At 69.9% G+C, this 17,340-nt stretch carries 17 protein-coding genes; 4 read left to right on the top strand and 13 right to left on the bottom strand.

Features of this window, described 5'->3' with window-relative positions:
* Positions 1-110 precede the first annotated feature (110 nt).
* Both coaA and AOQ53_RS39455 read left to right on the top strand, forming a co-directional pair.
* Positions 111-1,100, top strand: coding sequence for a type I pantothenate kinase (gene coaA / locus AOQ53_RS39460; RefSeq protein WP_059424863.1), 990 nt, complete (start codon positions 111-113; stop codon positions 1,098-1,100).
* 32 nt (positions 1,101-1,132) lie between these two features.
* Positions 1,133-2,065: a DUF389 domain-containing protein gene (locus AOQ53_RS39455; RefSeq protein ID WP_059424861.1), complete on the top strand. Its 933-nt coding sequence runs from the start codon at positions 1,133-1,135 to the stop codon at positions 2,063-2,065.
* 121 nt (positions 2,066-2,186) lie between these two features.
* Here the strand turns inward: AOQ53_RS39455 and glmM are convergent, their stop codons facing one another.
* The 4 genes from glmM to AOQ53_RS39435 form a co-directional block, all read right to left on the bottom strand.
* Positions 2,187-3,545, bottom strand: coding sequence for a phosphoglucosamine mutase (glmM, locus tag AOQ53_RS39450; protein ID WP_059424860.1), 1,359 nt, complete (start codon positions 3,543-3,545; stop codon positions 2,187-2,189).
* Between the two features lie 154 nt (positions 3,546-3,699).
* The gene (gene rpsI / locus AOQ53_RS39445; protein WP_059424859.1) at positions 3,700-4,212 is read right to left on the bottom strand and encodes a 30S ribosomal protein S9; all 513 of its coding nucleotides are present in this window, start codon (positions 4,210-4,212) and stop codon (positions 3,700-3,702) included.
* 42 nt (positions 4,213-4,254) lie between these two features.
* On the bottom strand, positions 4,255-4,698 hold the full coding sequence (rplM, locus tag AOQ53_RS39440; RefSeq protein WP_010036634.1) for a 50S ribosomal protein L13: 444 nt from the start codon (positions 4,696-4,698) through the stop codon (positions 4,255-4,257).
* 214 nt (positions 4,699-4,912) lie between these two features.
* Complete coding sequence (locus AOQ53_RS39435; RefSeq protein WP_059424858.1) at positions 4,913-5,224, bottom strand: hypothetical protein; 312 nt, start codon at positions 5,222-5,224, stop codon at positions 4,913-4,915.
* A 74-nt stretch (positions 5,225-5,298) separates the two neighbouring features.
* Here AOQ53_RS39435 and AOQ53_RS39430 point away from each other — a divergent pair, with 74 nt between their 5' ends.
* Positions 5,299-6,171 carry a hypothetical protein gene (locus AOQ53_RS39430; RefSeq protein ID WP_059424857.1) on the top strand — a complete coding sequence of 291 codons (873 nt, stop codon included), beginning with the start codon at positions 5,299-5,301 and terminating at the stop codon, positions 6,169-6,171.
* A gap of 22 nt (positions 6,172-6,193) precedes the next feature.
* Here AOQ53_RS39430 and AOQ53_RS39425 read toward each other — a convergent pair whose 3' ends face one another.
* The 5 genes from AOQ53_RS39425 to AOQ53_RS39405 form a co-directional block, all read right to left on the bottom strand.
* Positions 6,194-7,279: an NlpC/P60 family protein gene (locus AOQ53_RS39425; protein WP_059424856.1), complete on the bottom strand. Its 1,086-nt coding sequence runs from the start codon at positions 7,277-7,279 to the stop codon at positions 6,194-6,196.
* Positions 7,280-7,319: 40 nt separating this feature from the next.
* Complete coding sequence (locus AOQ53_RS39420) at positions 7,320-7,802, bottom strand: poly-gamma-glutamate biosynthesis protein PgsC/CapC (RefSeq protein ID WP_020276280.1); 483 nt, start codon at positions 7,800-7,802, stop codon at positions 7,320-7,322.
* Positions 7,803-7,889: 87 nt separating this feature from the next.
* Positions 7,890-9,377 carry a poly-gamma-glutamate synthase PgsB gene (pgsB, locus tag AOQ53_RS39415; protein WP_236711965.1) on the bottom strand — a complete coding sequence of 496 codons (1,488 nt, stop codon included), beginning with the start codon at positions 9,375-9,377 and terminating at the stop codon, positions 7,890-7,892.
* Positions 9,378-9,384: 7 nt separating this feature from the next.
* Entirely contained in the window at positions 9,385-11,631 is a 2,247-nt protein-coding gene (locus AOQ53_RS39410; RefSeq protein ID WP_059424854.1) for a HAMP domain-containing protein, read from the bottom strand.
* A 205-nt stretch (positions 11,632-11,836) separates the two neighbouring features.
* Positions 11,837-12,979, bottom strand: a complete 1,143-nt coding sequence (locus AOQ53_RS39405) for a CapA family protein (RefSeq protein WP_099054784.1) — start codon at positions 12,977-12,979, stop codon at positions 11,837-11,839.
* A gap of 230 nt (positions 12,980-13,209) precedes the next feature.
* On the opposite strand from AOQ53_RS39405, the gene AOQ53_RS39400 reads away from it, so the two are divergent.
* The gene (locus AOQ53_RS39400) at positions 13,210-14,025 is read left to right on the top strand and encodes a hypothetical protein (RefSeq protein WP_059424853.1); all 816 of its coding nucleotides are present in this window, start codon (positions 13,210-13,212) and stop codon (positions 14,023-14,025) included.
* A gap of 18 nt (positions 14,026-14,043) precedes the next feature.
* On the opposite strand, the gene truA is transcribed toward AOQ53_RS39400, so the two are convergent.
* From truA to rpsK, 4 genes are all read right to left on the bottom strand, one after another.
* Positions 14,044-14,898 carry a tRNA pseudouridine(38-40) synthase TruA gene (gene truA / locus AOQ53_RS39395; protein ID WP_059424852.1) on the bottom strand — a complete coding sequence of 285 codons (855 nt, stop codon included), beginning with the start codon at positions 14,896-14,898 and terminating at the stop codon, positions 14,044-14,046.
* A 141-nt stretch (positions 14,899-15,039) separates the two neighbouring features.
* On the bottom strand, positions 15,040-15,525 hold the full coding sequence (rplQ, locus tag AOQ53_RS39390; protein ID WP_059424851.1) for a 50S ribosomal protein L17: 486 nt from the start codon (positions 15,523-15,525) through the stop codon (positions 15,040-15,042).
* Between the two features lie 179 nt (positions 15,526-15,704).
* Entirely contained in the window at positions 15,705-16,727 is a 1,023-nt protein-coding gene (locus AOQ53_RS39385; RefSeq protein ID WP_003966937.1) for a DNA-directed RNA polymerase subunit alpha, read from the bottom strand.
* A gap of 151 nt (positions 16,728-16,878) precedes the next feature.
* The gene (gene rpsK / locus AOQ53_RS39380) at positions 16,879-17,283 is read right to left on the bottom strand and encodes a 30S ribosomal protein S11 (protein WP_003956432.1); all 405 of its coding nucleotides are present in this window, start codon (positions 17,281-17,283) and stop codon (positions 16,879-16,881) included.
* Positions 17,284-17,340: the final 57 nt, after the last annotated feature.

Genomic DNA, 17,340 nt, shown 5'->3' with positions numbered 1-17,340 from the left:
CTTGGCCCGTTTCGTCCCGAACGGAGAAAGTCGGCGGCCCGCGGAGAACGTCACCGGCCGCGTGACGGATCCCACCTCACGGTCCGTTCGTACGCCCGTAACAATGGACTGTGATCTCTCCGGTCTCCTCGATACCCCGGAGCGCCCACCGGCAGCGGCCGGAGGCGACTCCCTACGTCGACCTCACCCGAGCCGAGTGGAGCGCGTTGCGTGACAAGACGCCGCTGCCGCTGACGGCCGAGGAGGTCGAGAAGCTTCGCGGTCTCGGCGATGTCATCGACCTCGACGAGGTGCGGGACATCTACCTCCCGCTGTCCAGACTTCTCAATCTCTACGTCGGTGCCACGGACGGCCTCAGAGGCGCGCTCAACACCTTCCTGGGCGAGCAGGGCTCCCAGTCCGGCACACCGTTCGTCATAGGAGTCGCCGGCTCGGTCGCCGTGGGCAAGTCGACGGTCGCCCGGCTCCTCCAGGCCCTGCTCTCGCGCTGGCCGGAACACCCGCGCGTCGAACTGGTCACCACCGACGGCTTCCTGCTGCCCACCCAGGAGCTGCAGACCCGCGGCCTGATGTCGCGGAAGGGATTCCCCGAGTCCTACGACCGCCGCGCGCTGACCCGCTTCGTCGCCGACATCAAGGCCGGCAAGGACGAGGTCACGGCCCCCGTCTACTCCCACCTGATCTACGACATCGTCCCCGACAAGAAGCTCACGGTCCGCCGCCCCGACATCCTGATCGTCGAGGGTCTGAACGTCCTCCAGCCCGCCCTCCCCGGCAAGGACGGCCGCACCCGGGTCGGCCTCGCCGACTACTTCGACTTCAGCGTCTACGTCGACGCCCGCGTCGAGGACATCGAGCACTGGTACCTCAACCGCTTCCGCAAGCTGCGCGCGACCGCGTTCCAGAACCCGTCCTCGTACTTCCGCAAGTACACCCAGGTATCGGAGGAGGAAGCCCTCGACTACGCCCGGACGATGTGGCGCACGATCAACCGGCCCAACCTGGTGGAGAACATCGCCCCCACCCGCGGCCGCGCCACCCTCGTCGTGCGCAAGGGCCCGGACCACAAGGTGCAGCGCCTCAGCCTGCGCAAGCTGTGACGCCCGGGGGAAAGACCGGTTAGATAGCCGTCATGCTCCACCTGCGCCTGATCACGCCGTCCGGGAAGACCGACGACGTGGTGCGGCTGATCGACAAGACGATCGGCACCGCCCACCTCGTCGTGCTGCCGGACACCGCCCGCAACCCCGCCGGGGACGTCGTGATGTGCGACGTGGCGCGCGAGGCCGGTGACGAACTGCTCACCGGCCTGCGGGAACTCGGCATCGACACCAGCGGTTCCATCGCCGTCGAGGCCATCGACCTGTCGCTGTCCGAGCGGGCCGACCAGGCCGCGGCCGACGCACCCGGCGAGGGCGCGGACGCGGTCCTGTGGGAGCAGCTCAGCGACGCGACGCACGAGGAGTCGACCCTCTCCGTCACATACCTCGCGTTCATCACCCTCGCCACGATGCTCGCCGCCTGCGGTGTGGTCCTGGACAACGCGATCCTGATCGTGGGCGCCATGGCGGTGGGACCGGAGTTCGGCCCTCTCGCCGGCATCTGCACCGCGATCGTCCGCAGCAAAGCACGCCTGGCCCTGCGCTCGCTGATCGCCCTCTTGGTGGGCTTCGCGGTGGCGATGGCGGTGACGGTCGGCTTCAGCCTCTTCATGGACGCGGTCGACCTGTTCAGCAAGCGGCAACTCAGGGCGGACCGCCCCAACACGGGCTTCATCTACGCCCCCGACTGGTTCTCGTTCGTCGTGGCGGTCCTGGCCGGCATCGCCGGCACGCTCTCCCTGACCTCCGCCAAGTCGGGCGCCCTGGTGGGCGTGGCCATCTCGGTGACCACGGTCCCGGCCGCGGCGAACGCGGCGGTGGCCCTGAGCTACGGCGACATGACCCAGACCAAGGGCTCCACAGAACAACTCCTGCTGAACCTGCTGGGCATCATCGTCGCCGGCACGCTGACCCTGCTGGTGCAGAAATGGCTCTGGTCCACGCAGCGCAAGAAAACGCCGTAGGGGCAGCTGTCTCAGGGGCGCGGGGCTGTACATCCATGTGCGGCTCCGCCGCCTGGGCGCGACAAGCCACACACAACCGGCAGCCCGCCCGCAACAGAACCCCCGCCTCCGGGCCCGCTCCCTAACCGAGCGCGGACTTCACCACATCAGCCAACCGCCCGGCCACAGACCGAGCCTGCTCGATATCCGCCGCCTCCACCATCACCCGCACCAGCGGCTCGGTCCCCGAGGACCGCAGCAGCACCCGCCCGGTAGCGCCAAGCTCCCGCTCCGCGTCGGCAACCGCCGCCGACAGCTCGGCCGACGTCGTCACCCGGGACTTGTCGACATCCCTCACATTGATCAGCACCTGCGGCAGCCGCTCCATCACCGACGCCAGCTCCCGCAGCGGACGCCCGCTCTTCGCGACCCGCGCCGCCAGCAGCAACCCGGTCAGTGTGCCGTCGCCCGTCGTCGCGTGGTCGAGGATGATCACGTGCCCGGACTGCTCGCCCCCGAGGGCGAACCCGTGCTCCTTCATCTCCTCCAGCACGTACCGGTCGCCCACGGCCGTCTGCACGAGCCGGATGCCCTCGCGCTCCATGGCGAGCTTGAAGCCGAGGTTGGACATCACCGTCGCCACGACCGTCTCGGACCGCAGCGTGGAGGCCTCGCGCATGGCCAGGGCGAGCACGGCCAGGATCTGGTCGCCGTCCACCTCCTCGCCGGTGTGGTCCACGGCGAGGCACCGGTCGGCGTCACCGTCGTGCGCGATGCCCAGGTGGGCCCCGTGCTCGACGACGGCGGCCTTGATCTTGTCCAGGTGCGTGGATCCGCACCCGTCGTTGATGTTGAGCCCGTCCGGCTCGGCGCCGATCGTGACGACCTCGGCACCGGCCCGCTGGAACGCCTCGGGCGAGACCCGGGCGGCGGCGCCGTGCGCCTCGTCGAGGACGACCTTCAGCCCGTCGAGCCGGTTCGGCAGGGCGCGCAGCAGATGCGCGACGTACCGGTCGAAGCCCTCCTCGTACTCGCGTACGCGGCCCACCCCGGCCCCGGTCGGCCGGTCCCACGGGGCGCCGGTGCGGTGCTCCTCGTAGACGGACTCGATCCGGTCCTCCAGCTCGTCGGCGAGCTTGTGCCCGCCGCGGGCGAAGAACTTGATGCCGTTGTCGGGCATGGCGTTGTGGCTCGCGGAGAGCATCACACCGAGGTCGGCGCCGAGCTCTCCGGTCAGAAATGCCACCGCCGGGGTCGGCAGCACGCCGACCCGCAGGACGTCCACGCCGGCGCTGGCGAGGCCCGCGACCACGGCGGCCTCCAGGAACTCCCCGGACGCGCGCGGGTCACGCCCGACCACCGCGGTCGGCCGGTGTCCCTCGAACGTGCCCGCCTCGGCCAGTACGTGCGCCGCGGCTACGGAGAGGCCGAGGGCCATCTCCGCCGTCAGGTCCGCGTTGGCGACACCGCGCACGCCGTCCGTGCCGAAGAGTCGTCCCACTGTGGTGTCCTCCGAATTGCGAGAGAGTGCGGCTCCAGTACATCCCCCGGGACGGTCCCACATCCGCAGGGGTTGTGTACGTGAACGCCCCGGCGGCACTGAACGTGCCGCCGGGGCGATCATTGCGAAGACAGTCGCAAGGACAGCGACGCGATTAGCGCTTGCTGTACTGCGGGGCCTTGCGGGCCTTCTTCAGACCGGCCTTCTTGCGCTCGACCGCACGGTCGTCGCGCTTGAGGAAGCCGGCCTTCTTCAGCGGGCCGCGGTTGTTGTCGACGTCCGCCTCGTTCAGCGCGCGGGCGACACCGAGACGGAGCGCACCGGCCTGACCGGAGACACCGCCACCGGCGATGCGGGCGACGACGTCGTAGCGGCCCTCGAGCTCGAGCACCTTGAAGGGCTCGTTGACTTCCTGCTGGTGCACCTTGTTCGGGAAGTAGTCCTCGAGGGTGCGCCCGTTGATCTTCCACTTGCCGGTGCCCGGGATGATCCGGACGCGGGCGATGGCGTTCTTGCGACGGCCCAGGCCGGCGGCCGGCTGGGGCTCGCCGAAGCGGGAGGCCATGGACTCCGAGGTGTACTCACCCTCGACGGGGACCTCGGACTCGGTGGTGTAGCTGTCGATGTCAAGCTCTTCGAGCGGCTGCTCGGCAGTGGTCTCGGCCACGATTCTCCTCAGATTCTCTTCAGTCTTAGGGGGTGGCCGGACTTACTGCGCGACCTGGGTGATCTCGTACGGCTGCGGCTGCTGCGCGCCGTGCGGGTGCTGGTCACCCTTGTAGACCTTCAGCTTCGAGAGCATCTGACGGCCCAGAGTGTTCTTGGGGAGCATGCCCTTGACGGCCTTCTCGATGGCCTTCTCGGGGTTCTTGTCGAGCAGCTCGTCGTAACGGACGGAGCGCAGACCACCCGGGTAGCCGGAGTGGCGGTACGCCATCTTCTGGGTCCGCTTGTTGCCGGACAGGTGCACCTTGTCCGCGTTGATGATGATGACGAAGTCACCAGCGTCGACGTGGGGCGCGTAGATCGGCTTGTGCTTGCCCCGGAGAAGGGTCGCTGCGGTGGTGGCGAGACGACCCAGGACAACGTCCTGAGCGTCAATGACGTGCCACTGGCGCGTCACATCGCCGGGCTTGGGGCTGTACGTACGCACGGTTCGTAGCCTTCGCTTCGAGTGAATGGTCCTGAACAGGTCACCGAAACGATCACGACAGCCTTGACCGCACTGCGGTGACGCAAACCGCGTGCTGGTCGCTGGTCATCGGCCCGGTGGACCGGTGTAAGGGCCCGTCCCGTGAGAATGAGCAAGCCAATACACAACGAAAGAGCAGAATACCGGGGCTCACCACAGGGGTCAAAACGCGGGATCATCGCCGACGACCCGCCACGCAGACGCACAGGCCCGCACACAGGGTAACCGCCCTGCTCAGCGTCCGGCGCCGCACCGGCCGCACGTACGGGAACACCGACGACAGCACCACATCGACGGCCACGGCGGCGCACCACCGCGGCAGGGAGCCGCCGCCGCGCGGACGGCGCAGCGCCCGCAGCACCCCGACCATGACCGACGGCCACACCCCGAGCGCGGCCACCGGCCACGACCACAGGCACACCAGCAGCACCCCGGTCGGCAGCAGTCGCCCCAACCACCCGCAGATGTCGCCTTTGCCCGTCCGCATGGGAGGAACGCTAGGGCTTCGAGGGCCCCTCCAGGCGGACCAGCACGCCCCATGTCCCGTCTAAGATGCGCCCCATGAGCTTTGGGCAGGGGGGACCCCAGTCCCAGTGGGATCCATGGAAACCGCAGTCGCAGCAGCCCTGGAACAGCGGGGGCGGCCAGTCTCCGGACTGGGCCGCGCTCGCCGAGGCGTCCGAGGCCCGTAACAGACGACGCCGGCTGCTCCTGGTCGGCGGCGGCGCGCTCGCCACCGTCGCGATCGGCGCTGCCGTCGCCGTGGCCGTGGTCTCGGCGGGCGGCGACAACCAGGCGAACAGCCCGACCTCCCAGGTGCCCTCGGCCGACATCCCGAGCGAGTCCGCCTCGGCCCCGTCGTTCGCCCCGACCAGCGCCCCGCCCCCGCTGGACCCGAAGGACTTCATCGCCAGCGCGAAGAAGGACACGGCTCCGCTCAGCCCGGACACCCTCTTCCCCGGCACCCAGCTGACCATGGGCGAGACGACGTACAAGAAGGGCCCCACGGCCGACACCAAGAACTGCGCCTCGGCCTCGGGCGGCACCCTCCCGAAGATCCTCACCGCGAACGACTGCACCCGCCTGATACGCGTCACCTACACCAGGGACGGCATCGCGGTGACGGTCGGCGTGGCGGTCTTCGACACCGAGGCACAGGCCGCCAAGGCCAAGAGCCAGACCAACAAGAAGAGCTTCGTCAAGTCGCTCTCCGGCGGAGGCGTGAAGGCCTTCTGCGAATCCGGCTTCTGCCGCACGACCAGCAACTCCTACGGCCGCTACGCCTACTTCACCAACGCCGGCTTCACCAGCGGCAAGGACGTGACGACGGAGGACACCGAGGTGTTCGCCACGGGCGACAACCTCCAGCTGTTCACGTTCCGCCAGATCCACCGCCGCGGTCAGGCGCAGGCGTCGGCCGCGGCCAACGGGTGACCGGTCGCCGCCGCGCGCCCGGTCACAGCCTCTTGGCGCTGCGCAGCGTCTTGGCGTAGTAGCCGTTGCCGTCCAGCCGGGACACTCCGCCGACGTCGCCGATGGTCGGGCCGTTGACCTCCTCGCGGCTGGAGACGAAGAGCAGGTGGCCCTCGGTGTCGTAGCCGAGCACCATGCCGACGTGGTCCAGGCGCTGCTTCGTCCGGGTGTCGAGCTTGAAGAAGACGAGGTCCCCGGGCTGGAGCTGGTCGATGCCGGTGGGCCGGTCCTTGGGCGAGATGCCGGTGAGCGGCAGGATGTCGGCACCCTGCTTGGAGCGGGCCATGCCGTTGGCGGTGCGCGGCAGGCCGTCACCCGACTCGTCCGAGGACATGAGCGGGTAGCGGGCGCGGTAGCCGAACACCATCCGCATGTATCCCGAGCAGTCGATCGACCGGGCACGCGCGGTCTCCGGCTGGCCGATCACGCCGTCCCGGAAGGGGTACTGGACGCCGAGGTAGTCGTAGAAGTCGGACTGCTCCAGGCGCAGGTCGCCGCCCTCCGCCCCGTTCGCGTTGAGGGGCCCGAAGTTGGCGTCACCGGCGTAGACGGTGCCCTGCTCGTCCTTCTTCTCTTTGGCGCCCGCGACGTACTGGAAGGCGATGGCCAGGAGGTCGTCCTCCTTGGCGGCCTCGTACTCGGCGTACCAGTCCTTGAACCACTTCTGCTTGTCCGCGCCCTTCTTCCAGGGCTCGGGCATGAGGCGGACCCAGTCCGTCGTGGAGACCTTGGAGCTCGTCGACGAGGGCTCGGTGAAGGTGCGTGCCGGTCCGGTCAGGGTCGCGGTGCGCGCCCCGTCGGTGAACACCGCCTTGACCTGGCCGTCGGACCCGCGCAGCACGGAGCGGGCGGGGTTCTCCAGCCGGGACCAGCTCTCCCCGCCCTTGTCGCGGGTCTTCGTCGCGCCGCCGGCCCGGTCCGAGCCGTCCAGCACGCCGACGTTCGTGATCTCCGGGACGCCCTTGTCCTCCTGCTTGCGGAGTTCCACGGTGAGGTAGCCGGAGGTCGCGACGAGCCCCAGCACCACGAGGCCGGAGAGGACCGGCCTCGATTTCTTCTTCCCTGCCATGTGTTCTCTCCTGGGATATCGGTCGCCGGGACGCCGGTTCTCAGACGGTGGGCATGATGCCGAGCAGCAGCCCGGCGGCGACGACGATGTAGGCCATGAGCGAGACGGTGCCGGTCGCCAGCAGCGTCGCCCCCTTGGGCTGGCGGACCATCTGGTACGCGATCAGGCCGGGCACGATGAAGCCGAGGGTCTGGTTGCCGTAGAGCAGCGGGAACTCGATCGACAGCACGATCATCACCGTGGCCTGGAGCAGCACGCCCAGCAGGACCACCGCGGCGAACAGCCGCTTGCCGTAGAGGATCACCAGCCGCTGCATGACCTTGGTGCCCGCGTAGGTGAGGGCGGTGACGCCGACCACCATGGCCGCCCGCTGGAGGTCCTCGATGAGGGTCAGGGCGAGCCAGCCCGGCGTGATCATGCCGCCGGGCGACAGGTTGGTGGTCAGGTAGCACAGCAACGAGAAGAACAGGCCGATGGCGATGCCGAGGGCGGCCATCTCGGGAGTCAGGGCGGCGGTGGTCAACGGGGTCTCCGGGCACGGGGTACGGGTGCGGGTTCGGTACGGGGCGAGCGGCGGTCCTGCGGGCGGCGCTCGCCCCGCCCGTGGACGTCAGGAACGGGGAGGCTGACCCCCGTCGTCGGCCGGGACGTACCCGTAGGGCTCGTCGGCGTACTGCCAGCCCTGCTGGGCCGGAGCGACGTAGGGCCCCTGCTGGTAGGGGGCCGGCTCGGGGTACCCGGCGTCGGCGTACGGCCCCGACGGCTGGGGAGGGATGCGGACCACCGGGATGTCCTGGGTACGGGAGGCCTGGTAGCGCTCCTCATAGGCCATGGGGTACGAGGCGTAGGGGTCCAGGCGCGCCGGCTGGGCCGGTGCGGCCGTGGCCGAGGGCCGTGCCGCGTCGGCGGGCGCGGACTCGTCCGCCGGGAGTTCGGCCAGGTACTCCAGCAGTTCCTCGCCCTGACCGTGGATGTTGCCGATGGCGACCAGGGAGGAGTCGGCGGCCAGGCGCTCCAGCAGGGCGGGCATGAACTCCTCGGCCGACCGGCGTTCACCCCCGAGGTCGACCGCCCGGTCGCGCCACTCGGCGGGGATGGCGTCGATCGCGCTCTTGGCGGGGTGCCCGATGACGAAGACGTGGTCCGGCTGGAGGTCGGGGATGATCTCGCCCATCTGCCCGTTGCGCTCCACGCGGTCGGGCCGGCAGTTGATCACGACGTTCAGCGGCCGGTGGATGGCTCCGAGGTCGAGCAGCTGGTTGATGTTCATCAGCGTCGACTCGGGGTCGTTGGCCGCGAAGACGTTGGCGAAGGCGAGCCGCTTGCCCTCGGGCGTCGCGTAGCGCTCGACGGACAGCACGCCCGGGTCCGGCGGGGCGTCGTACATGCCCTGCAGGGCGACCCGCCGTTCCACGCCGAGCAGTTCGGCCACGACGAGGGCGATCGCCACGTTCTCCTTGAAGGTGAACCAGCTGAAGCCGCGCAGCTCCTCGTCGGTGACGGTCTCCGGGTCGGCGAAGATCAGCTGGCAGTTACGGGCGTCGGCCTCCTCCTGGAGGATGTGGAAGCGCTCCTTCTCGGCGGTGACGCAGATGCCGTCCTCCGGCATGGAGCGGCACAGCGACCGCGCCACGTCGTCGAGGGTGGGTCCCATCTCGGCGAGGTGGTCCTCGCGGACGTTGCACAGCACGCCGATCGTGGAGCGGATCAGCTTGCTCTGGTTCACCTCCTGCAGGGCCGGCATGACGGCCATGCACTCGATGACGAGGGCGTCGGGCCGGTAGGTGGCGGCCCGGCGCACGATGCCGATCTGCTCCACCACGTTGGCGATGCCGAACTTGCGGTAGACCGGCTCCTCGGTGGCGTCCGGGTGGATGAACCGGGCCGCCGTACCCGTGGTCTTCGCCACGGTGACCAGGTCGCCGCCGCGCAGCGCCCCGGCGCACAGCCGGGTGATGGAGGACTTGCCGCGGATGCCGTTCACGAGCACGCGCGACGGGATGCTGTGCAGGCTGGCGTAGTGCCGGCGCTGTTCCACGATGCCCGCCACCAGCAGCAGCACGCTGCCGGTGAGCAGGACGAAGTACAGATAGAGCACGGCTGGGTCACCTTCCCCGAACGCTGGCTTCCGGCTCCGCGAGCCGGCGCGCCTGGGTCTGCTTACGGGCCTGGAGTTGCTGGCGGAGCAGTTCGAGGCTGCGCACGACGGCGCCGACCTCGTCCTGGTAGCGGGGGTACAGCACGGACTTGAGGTCGCCGTCGGCCAGCTTCTCCGCGCCGGCCGCCAGGGCCCGCATCGGCCGGGCCACGACCAGGTACAACCAGCCGAGGCAGACGACGATCAGGGCCAGACCGAGCAGTCCGGCCAGGACGCTGCGGTCCTCGCGCTGGTACGGAGTGATCTGGAAGTCCTTGGCGTTCTGCCAGCTGACCACGGTCCAGCCGATGTCGGCCGCCACGCCGCCGCCGGAGAACGGGGCGGCCGCGGCGACCGTGGTCCCGCGGCCTTCGCGGATCAGCAGGCCGTTCTCGACGGGACCGGCGCCGACGTGGACGCTGCCGGCCCGGACGAGGTCGGTGAGCGCGTCGCGCGGCAGGTCCTCGAAGGCCAGGAAGCCGTCGCTGGCGGCGATGGTCTGCGCCTTGGCGTCCACCACGCGGACCTCGCCGAGCCCGGGCCGCTTCAGCAGCGAGTTGAGGAACTCGACCCGGACCTCGCCGACCAGGGTCATGTCCTTGTGGCCCGGCAGGGGCGCCCCGGCCTGGACGACCGGCTTCTTCTCACCCTTGCCGGCCACCCGGACCAGCGGCAGCTCGTCCGCGTCGGCGAATCCGGCGCGCGGCTCCTTGCCCGCGCGGGCGACGACCTCGCCGTCCTCGTCGAGGAGGTACAGCGCCTGGTAGCGGGTGTGCTCGCGCAGGGTTTCCTCGAGCAGTGCGCGGCCGGCGTCGGCGTCGTCCGGGTCGATCAGCCGGGATGTGGAGACCAGGTCCGCCTGCGCCTCGTTGAGCGCCCGGCGCACCCGGTCGGCGACCAGGTCGGTGCGGTCACGCTGGTCCGCGACCATGCTGGCCGGAATGGTGACGGAGTCGTCGGTGCGGTTCAGCAGGAGGCCGACGGGCAGACACCACAGCAGCAGCAGTACGGCGGTCAGCGCGAGCGGCCCGCGCACCCCGAACCGCCCCTTGACGCGCTGGCGGCCACCGGGATCATCGGCCGGACCGCCCAGCTGCGCGCGCAGCCTCTCCAGCGCGGAGCCGATGCGCGCGGCCTCACCCCAGCGGGGCACGTCCACCGGGCGGGTCAGGTCGCCCCGGGCCAGTCGGCGGGACTCCAGGAACAGCCGCAGCAGCGGCCGCTGCACGGTCGCCCACAGCACGGCCGCGGCGAGCAGTCCGAGCACCACCAGGGCTCCGGCCGCCAGCAGCCCGTACAGCTCCCGGTCCGGAGCGGCGGCCTGCTGCTGGACCACGGGCAGCAGGGCGACGACGGTGAGCCCGAGGCCCGCGCCGACGCTCTTCTTCTCCTCCGGGTCGGCGGAGGAGAGGGAGGCGTAACCGGCCGTGGCGACACGGCCGTTGTAGCTCCCGCCGACCAGGGTCCCGCTGACACCGGGGTAGCCGCGGGAGCCCGGCTCCCTGGCACTGACCGGGTCCTGCTCGGTCTCCCGTGCCGCCTGGGCGGACAGCCCGCTCATCTGCTTCTGGAGGAAGGCCAGCTCCTGGCGCTCCTGGTCGGTGTTGAGCGCCTCGGACTGTTCGAAGCCTGCCGTGGCGAGGATCTCCCCGCCGGTGGCGACGACCGCCATGGAGCGGAACTGGCCCAGGTTGATGGCGGGCACGGACAGGCTGTTGGAGGCGAGCAGCAGCTGCTGCGGCCGGTCCTCGAAGTCCAGGACAGCCATGGTCATCAGGCGTACGTCGCCGGTCTCCAGCCGCACCATGCGGGGCTTGAGGGCCGTGTCCCCGGTGAGGACGTCCTTGTCCAGCCACCCGAGTGGAATCGTTTCCCCCCTGGCGGCCAGCACCTTGCCGCTCTCCAGGTCCAGGACCGTGGTGCCCGTCCACTTCTGGTAGGTCTTCCCCAGGTCGGACAGGACGCGCTCGGGCTTCACCGGCGGCCCCGCGTTCAGCGCGGCGGCGGTGCGGTTCAGGTCGGTGACCCGCTCGTCGATCGAGGCGCGCAGGGCGATGGCGCCGTCCTCCGCGAAGTGCTGCTGCGAGGAGAGCACCGCCTGCGGTACGGCCTGCTCACCGGCGGGGCCGAGCACCTGGGCGGTGAGGCCGGCGAGGGCGAGCACCAGCACGCACAGCAGCGCGATCGGGGGACGGACGCCGCCCAGCAGCGGCATGTCCGCGCGTCTCCGGCTGCGCCGCCGTCCTCCCTTCACGGGGCGCGCGGCGCGGGTGGGTGTCACCGGTGGTCTCCTCCGGCCTCTCTGGGGTGAAGGACGGCCGCACAGAACCCCTCTCCCGCGGGAGAGGTAACGGACCGCCGTTTATAAGACTGTTGGGGAGGGGCGAGGTTGTCTCGCTCGCCCCCAATGCGCTGTGGCGCTAGTCACGCTCCAGCGTGAGCTCCTTCAGGCCGTCGCCGCCCGGCGCCCCGCGGTTGTACAGGAAGCCACGCGTGCGGTCGGCCGCCAGCCGGTAGCGGGCCAGCCGTTCCTCGGAGAGATCGCCCGGCGCGTCGAGCGCCCGCCGTACGTCCACCACCCGGTGGTCCTCGACCGCGCCGGCGGGCGGCTTCTCACCGGACTCCACCTCGGGCGGGATGTCCACGAGCGTCGTGGCGTAGCGGGCGGAGACGTCCCAGCCGTCGGTCGTCTCACGGAACTGGAACCAGCCGATCGCGCCCTCCTCGGTGACTCCGGTGGGCGAGGAGTGACGGGCGACCTGGTTGCCCAGGCTGTAGGCGACCCAGGTGCCGTTCACTTTCTGGATCGGCTGCACCGCATGGGAGTGGTGCCCGATCACCAGGTCGATCCCGGTCTCCGCGCTGAGCCGCTCCGCCAACCGCAGCTGGGGGAGGCTCGGTTCGTTGTAGTGCTCGGCCCCCCAGTGAACCGAGAGGATGACCACCTCGGCGCCCTTCTCGCGGGCCCGGGCCTCGGCGTCCTTGATCGCGTCCGCGTCGAGCTGGTTGAACGCCCATTTCTCCTTCTCCGGCGTCGGGTGGCGGAACGACATCCAGGAGAACGAGAGGTGGGCGACCTTGACGCCCTTGACGTCACGAATGTTGATTCGTTCCGCTTCCTCGGGCGTGCGGGCGGAGCCGGTGTGCCCGAGGCCGGCCTTGTCCATGGCGTTCAAGGTGCGCCGTACAGCCCCCAGACCGTGGTCGTAGGTGTGATTGGAGGCCGTCGAGCAGGTGTCGTAGCCCACGCCCTTGAGCGTCGTCAGGATCTGCGGCGGGACGAGGAACTCCGGGTATCCCTCGAAGGGGCCCCGCGGATTCCCGACGGGCGTCTCCATGTGACAGATGGCCAGATCGGCCTTGCTGATGACCGGCTTGATCCCGGCGAGCAGCGGCCCGAAGTCCAGCCCGGCCTCTCCCTCACCGGTCTTCTTGGCATCCTTGGCGGCCTGGTCGACCAGCTCGGGGTGGATCAGCACGTCACCGGCGGCGGCGACGGTGAACGAGCGGCCACCTGGCTTCACCTGCGGTGCGGAAGCCGCGGAGGTGCACGCGGTCGTCACCGCAACGGTGGCCGCGAAAGCGGTTGCCGCCCGGGCGATCCGGAGAGGATTACGAAGTGTCACCGCATCATATTCACATGAAGTACACAAGCGCCACGGACGTTACCGTCACAAGACAGTCACACTTGACACGTATTTTGGTCCAAATCGGACTCGCCCTCGCCTTGTTCGGCTGTCAATCGGCACCAGACCGGTCAACGGACGACTCCACTCCGGGCGCCCGGGAGCTGGTGGACCTCCGCAGCAGGATCCTCACGTACACGGCGGACCTGGAGCCCGACGCCGCGTACTCCCCACCGGAGGACGCCCAGCGCGAGCGCGTCGCCGAGAGCGTCGGCCACCTCCTGGACGGCGACGCCACGCAGGCCGAACGGCTGCTCGACCCCCTCGGCCTCAAGCTCACGCGCCTCACCGACACCGAGTCCGGCCGCAGGTACGACGAGATCGCCGCCGCCCGCCCCGGCCGGGCCGAACGCTGGGGGCGCCTCTACCTGACCGCCGACTCCGACGTCCGCTGGAACGCCCAGGTACCGCACCCGGTCTCCGACCGGGACACCGAACGCCTGGGCGTGCGGCTCCTGGAGGACAACCCCGGCGGCTCACTGGTCATCGCCGGCGCGCACCGCGAGGCGGGCCGGGGCGACGCCGCCGACGTCGCCCACCGGGAGGACAGCGTCTTCCACGCCGTCGTCGTGGAGCTCCAGAAACGCGACGTCCCGGGTGTGCAACTGCACGGTTTCGCCAAGGACTCAGACCGCCCGTACGAGGCCGTCCTCTCCACCGGAGCCGCGCGGAGCACCCTCACCGAGGCCGCCGCGCTGGCCGACGCCATGCAGGCCGACGGGCTGCGGGTCTGCCGGAGCTGGTCGGCCCGCTGCCCCCTGGAAGGCACCACGAACGTCCAGGGCAAGGCCGCGGAGCGCCACCACGCCAAGTTCCTCCACGTGGAGCTCTCCCCCAAGGCACGCGGCGACGGCAACGACGCCGACGACGCCGCCACGGCCCTCTCGGGCCTGGTCACCACCTGGAACTCCGCCCACGGGTGAGGGGCCCCTGGAAGCCGGTCAGCAGCACCCCGCCGACGGCAGCGACCGCTTGTTCCGCGCCTCCTTGCTGCGCGCGGCGAGCAGTTCGTCGGCCGGGTAGCCGACCTCCTCCAGCGTCAGGCCGTGCGGTCGTACGACGTGCACGGCCGAGTCCCGTACGCCGGCCGCCAGCACCTTCCCGGGCCAGTCGGGCGGCCGGTGCCCGTCGCCCACGAACAGCAGCGCCCCGATGAGCGAACGCACCATGTTGTGGCAGAAGGCGTCGGCCCGCACGGTCGCGGTGATGATCCCGTCGTCGCCCTTGACGAGACTCAGCTCCTGGAGCGTACGGATCGTCGTCGCGCCCTCCCGCTTCTTGCAGTAGGCGGCGAAGTCGTGCTCCCCGAGCAGCCGCCGCGCGGCCTCGTTCATGGCATCGACGTCCAGGGGCCAGTCGTGCCACAGCACATGGTTGCGCAGCAGCGGATCGACGCCCCCGGGATTGTCGGTGACCCGGTACGCGTACCGCCTCCAGATCGCCGAGAACCGCGCGTTGAAGCCACTGGGCGCCTCCCTGAGGGCCCACACCCGTACGTCCCTGGGCAGCCGCCCGGCGAGCCGCTTCAGCAGCTTCGGGTTGTGCTCGGCCCAGACCTCACGCGGCAAGTCGACATGCGCCACCTGCCCACGGGCATGCACCCCGGCATCGGTACGTCCCGCCACCGTCAGCTCGTACGTCTGACCCGACCGCGTCACGGTCCGCAGAGCGTCCTCGATCTCCCCCTGCACGGTCCGCCGCCCCCCGGCCTGCTTGGCCCACCCGGAGAACTCGCTCCCGTCGTACGACAGGTCGAGACGCACACGCACGTAACCGGCTGCTGCTTCATCACTCACGTACAGATCCTCTCAGCAACACAAAAGCGGGCCCGTTCCCGGAAAGGAACGGACCCGCCAACGCCCTCAAGGGGGCGCGGGGAACTGCGCGACAAGCCACGACGAATCCGCAGCCGCCAAGGAACAGCCCCCAGCAGACGCTCAGGCGTCCTTGGACTCCTCGGCGTCCTCAGCCTTGGTCGTGTCGACCTGAGCCTCAGCGGCCTCGGCGTCCTTGGCGGCACGCTTGGTCGCGGCCTCGGCCTCGCCGGTCGCCTCCTGCGCCACCGTCAGACCCTCGACCAGCTCGATGACAGCCATGGGCGCGTTGTCGCCACGACGGTTACCGATCTTGGTGATGCGCGTGTAGCCACCCGGACGGTTCTCGTAGCGCGGGCCGATCTCGGTGAAGAGCGTGTGGACGATGCTCTTGTCCGTGATGACCTGGAGCACCTGACGGCGGTTGTGAAGGTCGCCCTTCTTCGCCTTGGTGACCAGACGCTCGGCGTACGGACGCAGCTTGCGCGCCTTCGCCTCGGTGGTGGTGATCCGGCCGTGCTCGAACAGCGACTTCGCGAGGTTCGCGAGCATCAGCTTCTCGTGCGCGGCGCTGCCGCCCATACGGGCACCCTTGGTGGGCTTCGGCATGGTGTTTCTCCTAGGTGTCTGCCCCGGCCGTATCAGGTACCGGGGTCAGTATCCGAGCGGGCGGTTGCCCGTCGGAGATCCGGGGCCGCCCCGAAGGGGCGCCCCGGAAGGGGCGCGGGGAACTGCGCGATCAAGCACAGCGACCCCGCACCCGAGTTCGGACCGGAAGGCCCGAGCTCTCAGTACTGCTCGGTCTCGACGAACCCGGCGTCCGCGTCGTCGTCCGCACCGAAGGCGTCCGCGGCCGCGGTCGGGTCGAATCCGGGCGGGCTGTCCTTGAGCGCGAGGCCCATCCCGGCCAGCTTCGCCTTGACCTCGTCGATCGACTTCGCACCGAAGTTGCGGATGTCGAGCAGGTCGGCCTCGGAACGCGCCACGAGCTCACCCACGGAGTGGATGCCCTCGCGCTTGAGGCAGTTGTACGACCGAACGGTGAGCTCCAGCTCCTCGATCGGCAGGGCGAGATCGGCGGCGAGAGCGGCGTCCGTCGGGGACGGACCCATGTCGATGCCCTCGGCGTCGATGTTGAGCTCGCGGGCCAGACCGAACAGCTCGACCAGGGTCTTACCGGCCGACGCCATGGCGTCACGGGGACGCATGGCCTGCTTGGTCTCGACGTCGACGATCAGCTTGTCGAAGTCGGTCCGCTGCTCGACACGCGTGGCCTCGACCTTGTAGGTGACCTTGAGCACCGGCGAGTAGATCGAGTCGACCGGGATCCGGCCGATCTCCTGGCCGACCTGCTTGTTCTGCACGGCGGAGACGTAACCGCGGCCACGCTCGACCGTCAGCTCCATCTCCAGCTTGCCCTTGCCGTTGAGCGTGGCGAGGACGAGGTCGGGGTTGTGCACCTCGACACCGGCCGGGGGCGCGATGTCGGCGGCGGTGACCAGACCCGGGCCCTGCTTGCGCAGGTACATCACGACCGGCTCGTCGTGCTCCGAGGAGACGACCAGCTGCTTGATGTTGAGGATCAGGTCGGTGACGTCCTCCTTGACGCCCGGCACGGTGGTGAACTCGTGCAGCACGCCGTCGATGCGGATGGACGTGACCGCCGCACCCGGGATCGAGGAGAGGAGGGTCCGGCGCAGGGAGTTGCCGAGGGTGTAGCCGAAGCCCGGCTCCAGCGGCTCGATCACGAACCGGGAGCGGAACTCGTCGACGACCTCTTCGGTCAACGAGGGACGCTGAGCGATCAGCATGTGTGGATCAGATCCTTCAGTCGGGGGCGCCCGCTATATGACGCCCGACTTGAACCGTCCCCGGCGAAAAGGGACGGGTACTGCAAGGGTACGGGCGATACGCCCCTTTGCAGAGCCGTACCGCCCGAAACCGCTGCCCGTGAAACGAACGTCAGACGCGACGGCGCTTCGGCGGACGGCAACCGTTGTGCGGGGTCGGGGTGACGTCCTGGATGGAGCCGACCTCGAGGCCCGTGGCTTGCAGGGAGCGGATCGCGGTCTCACGACCGGAACCCGGGCCCTTCACGAACACGTCGACCTTGCGCATGCCGTGCTCCTGGGCGCGGCGGGCAGCCGACTCGGCGGCCATCTGCGCGGCGAACGGCGTGGACTTCCGGGAGCCCTTGAAGCCGACGTGGCCGGCGGAGGCCCAGGAGATCACGTTGCCGGACGGGTCCGTGATCGAGACGATCGTGTTGTTGAACGTGCTCTTGATGTGCGCGTGGCCGTGAGCGACGTTCTTCTTTTCCTTGCGGCGCACCTTCTTGGCAGCGCCCTGACGACCCTTGGGGGGCATCTATAACTCCTACGGGAGGTGGTCGGTCCTACAGCGAAGACCGCTGGACGGCGAGTC

This window comes from Streptomyces azureus (assembly GCF_001270025.1).
GTDB classification, from domain to species: Bacteria; Actinomycetota; Actinomycetes; order Streptomycetales; family Streptomycetaceae; genus Streptomyces; species Streptomyces azureus.
The sequence above is the reverse complement of the archived record's forward strand: the minus strand, read 5'-3'. Positions and strand labels throughout refer to the sequence as shown.

Excerpts from the sequence above, each read along its gene's own strand:
- rpsK (WP_003956432.1), bottom strand. The coding sequence starts at position 17,283 with ATGCCCCCCAAGGGTCGTCAGGGCGCTGCCAAGAAGGTGCGCCGCAAG.
- AOQ53_RS39455 (WP_059424861.1), top strand. The coding sequence starts at position 1,133 with ATGCTCCACCTGCGCCTGATCACGCCGTCCGGGAAGACCGACGACGTG.
- rplQ (WP_059424851.1), bottom strand. The coding sequence starts at position 15,525 with ATGCCGAAGCCCACCAAGGGTGCCCGTATGGGCGGCAGCGCCGCGCAC.
- AOQ53_RS39425 (WP_059424856.1), bottom strand. The coding sequence starts at position 7,279 with ATGGCAGGGAAGAAGAAATCGAGGCCGGTCCTCTCCGGCCTCGTGGTG.
- AOQ53_RS39410 (WP_059424854.1), bottom strand. The coding sequence starts at position 11,631 with ATGCCGCTGCTGGGCGGCGTCCGTCCCCCGATCGCGCTGCTGTGCGTG.
- AOQ53_RS39435 (WP_059424858.1), bottom strand. The coding sequence starts at position 5,224 with ATGCGGACGGGCAAAGGCGACATCTGCGGGTGGTTGGGGCGACTGCTG.
- AOQ53_RS39430 (WP_059424857.1), top strand. The coding sequence starts at position 5,299 with ATGAGCTTTGGGCAGGGGGGACCCCAGTCCCAGTGGGATCCATGGAAA.
- AOQ53_RS39385 (WP_003966937.1), bottom strand. The coding sequence starts at position 16,727 with ATGCTGATCGCTCAGCGTCCCTCGTTGACCGAAGAGGTCGTCGACGAG.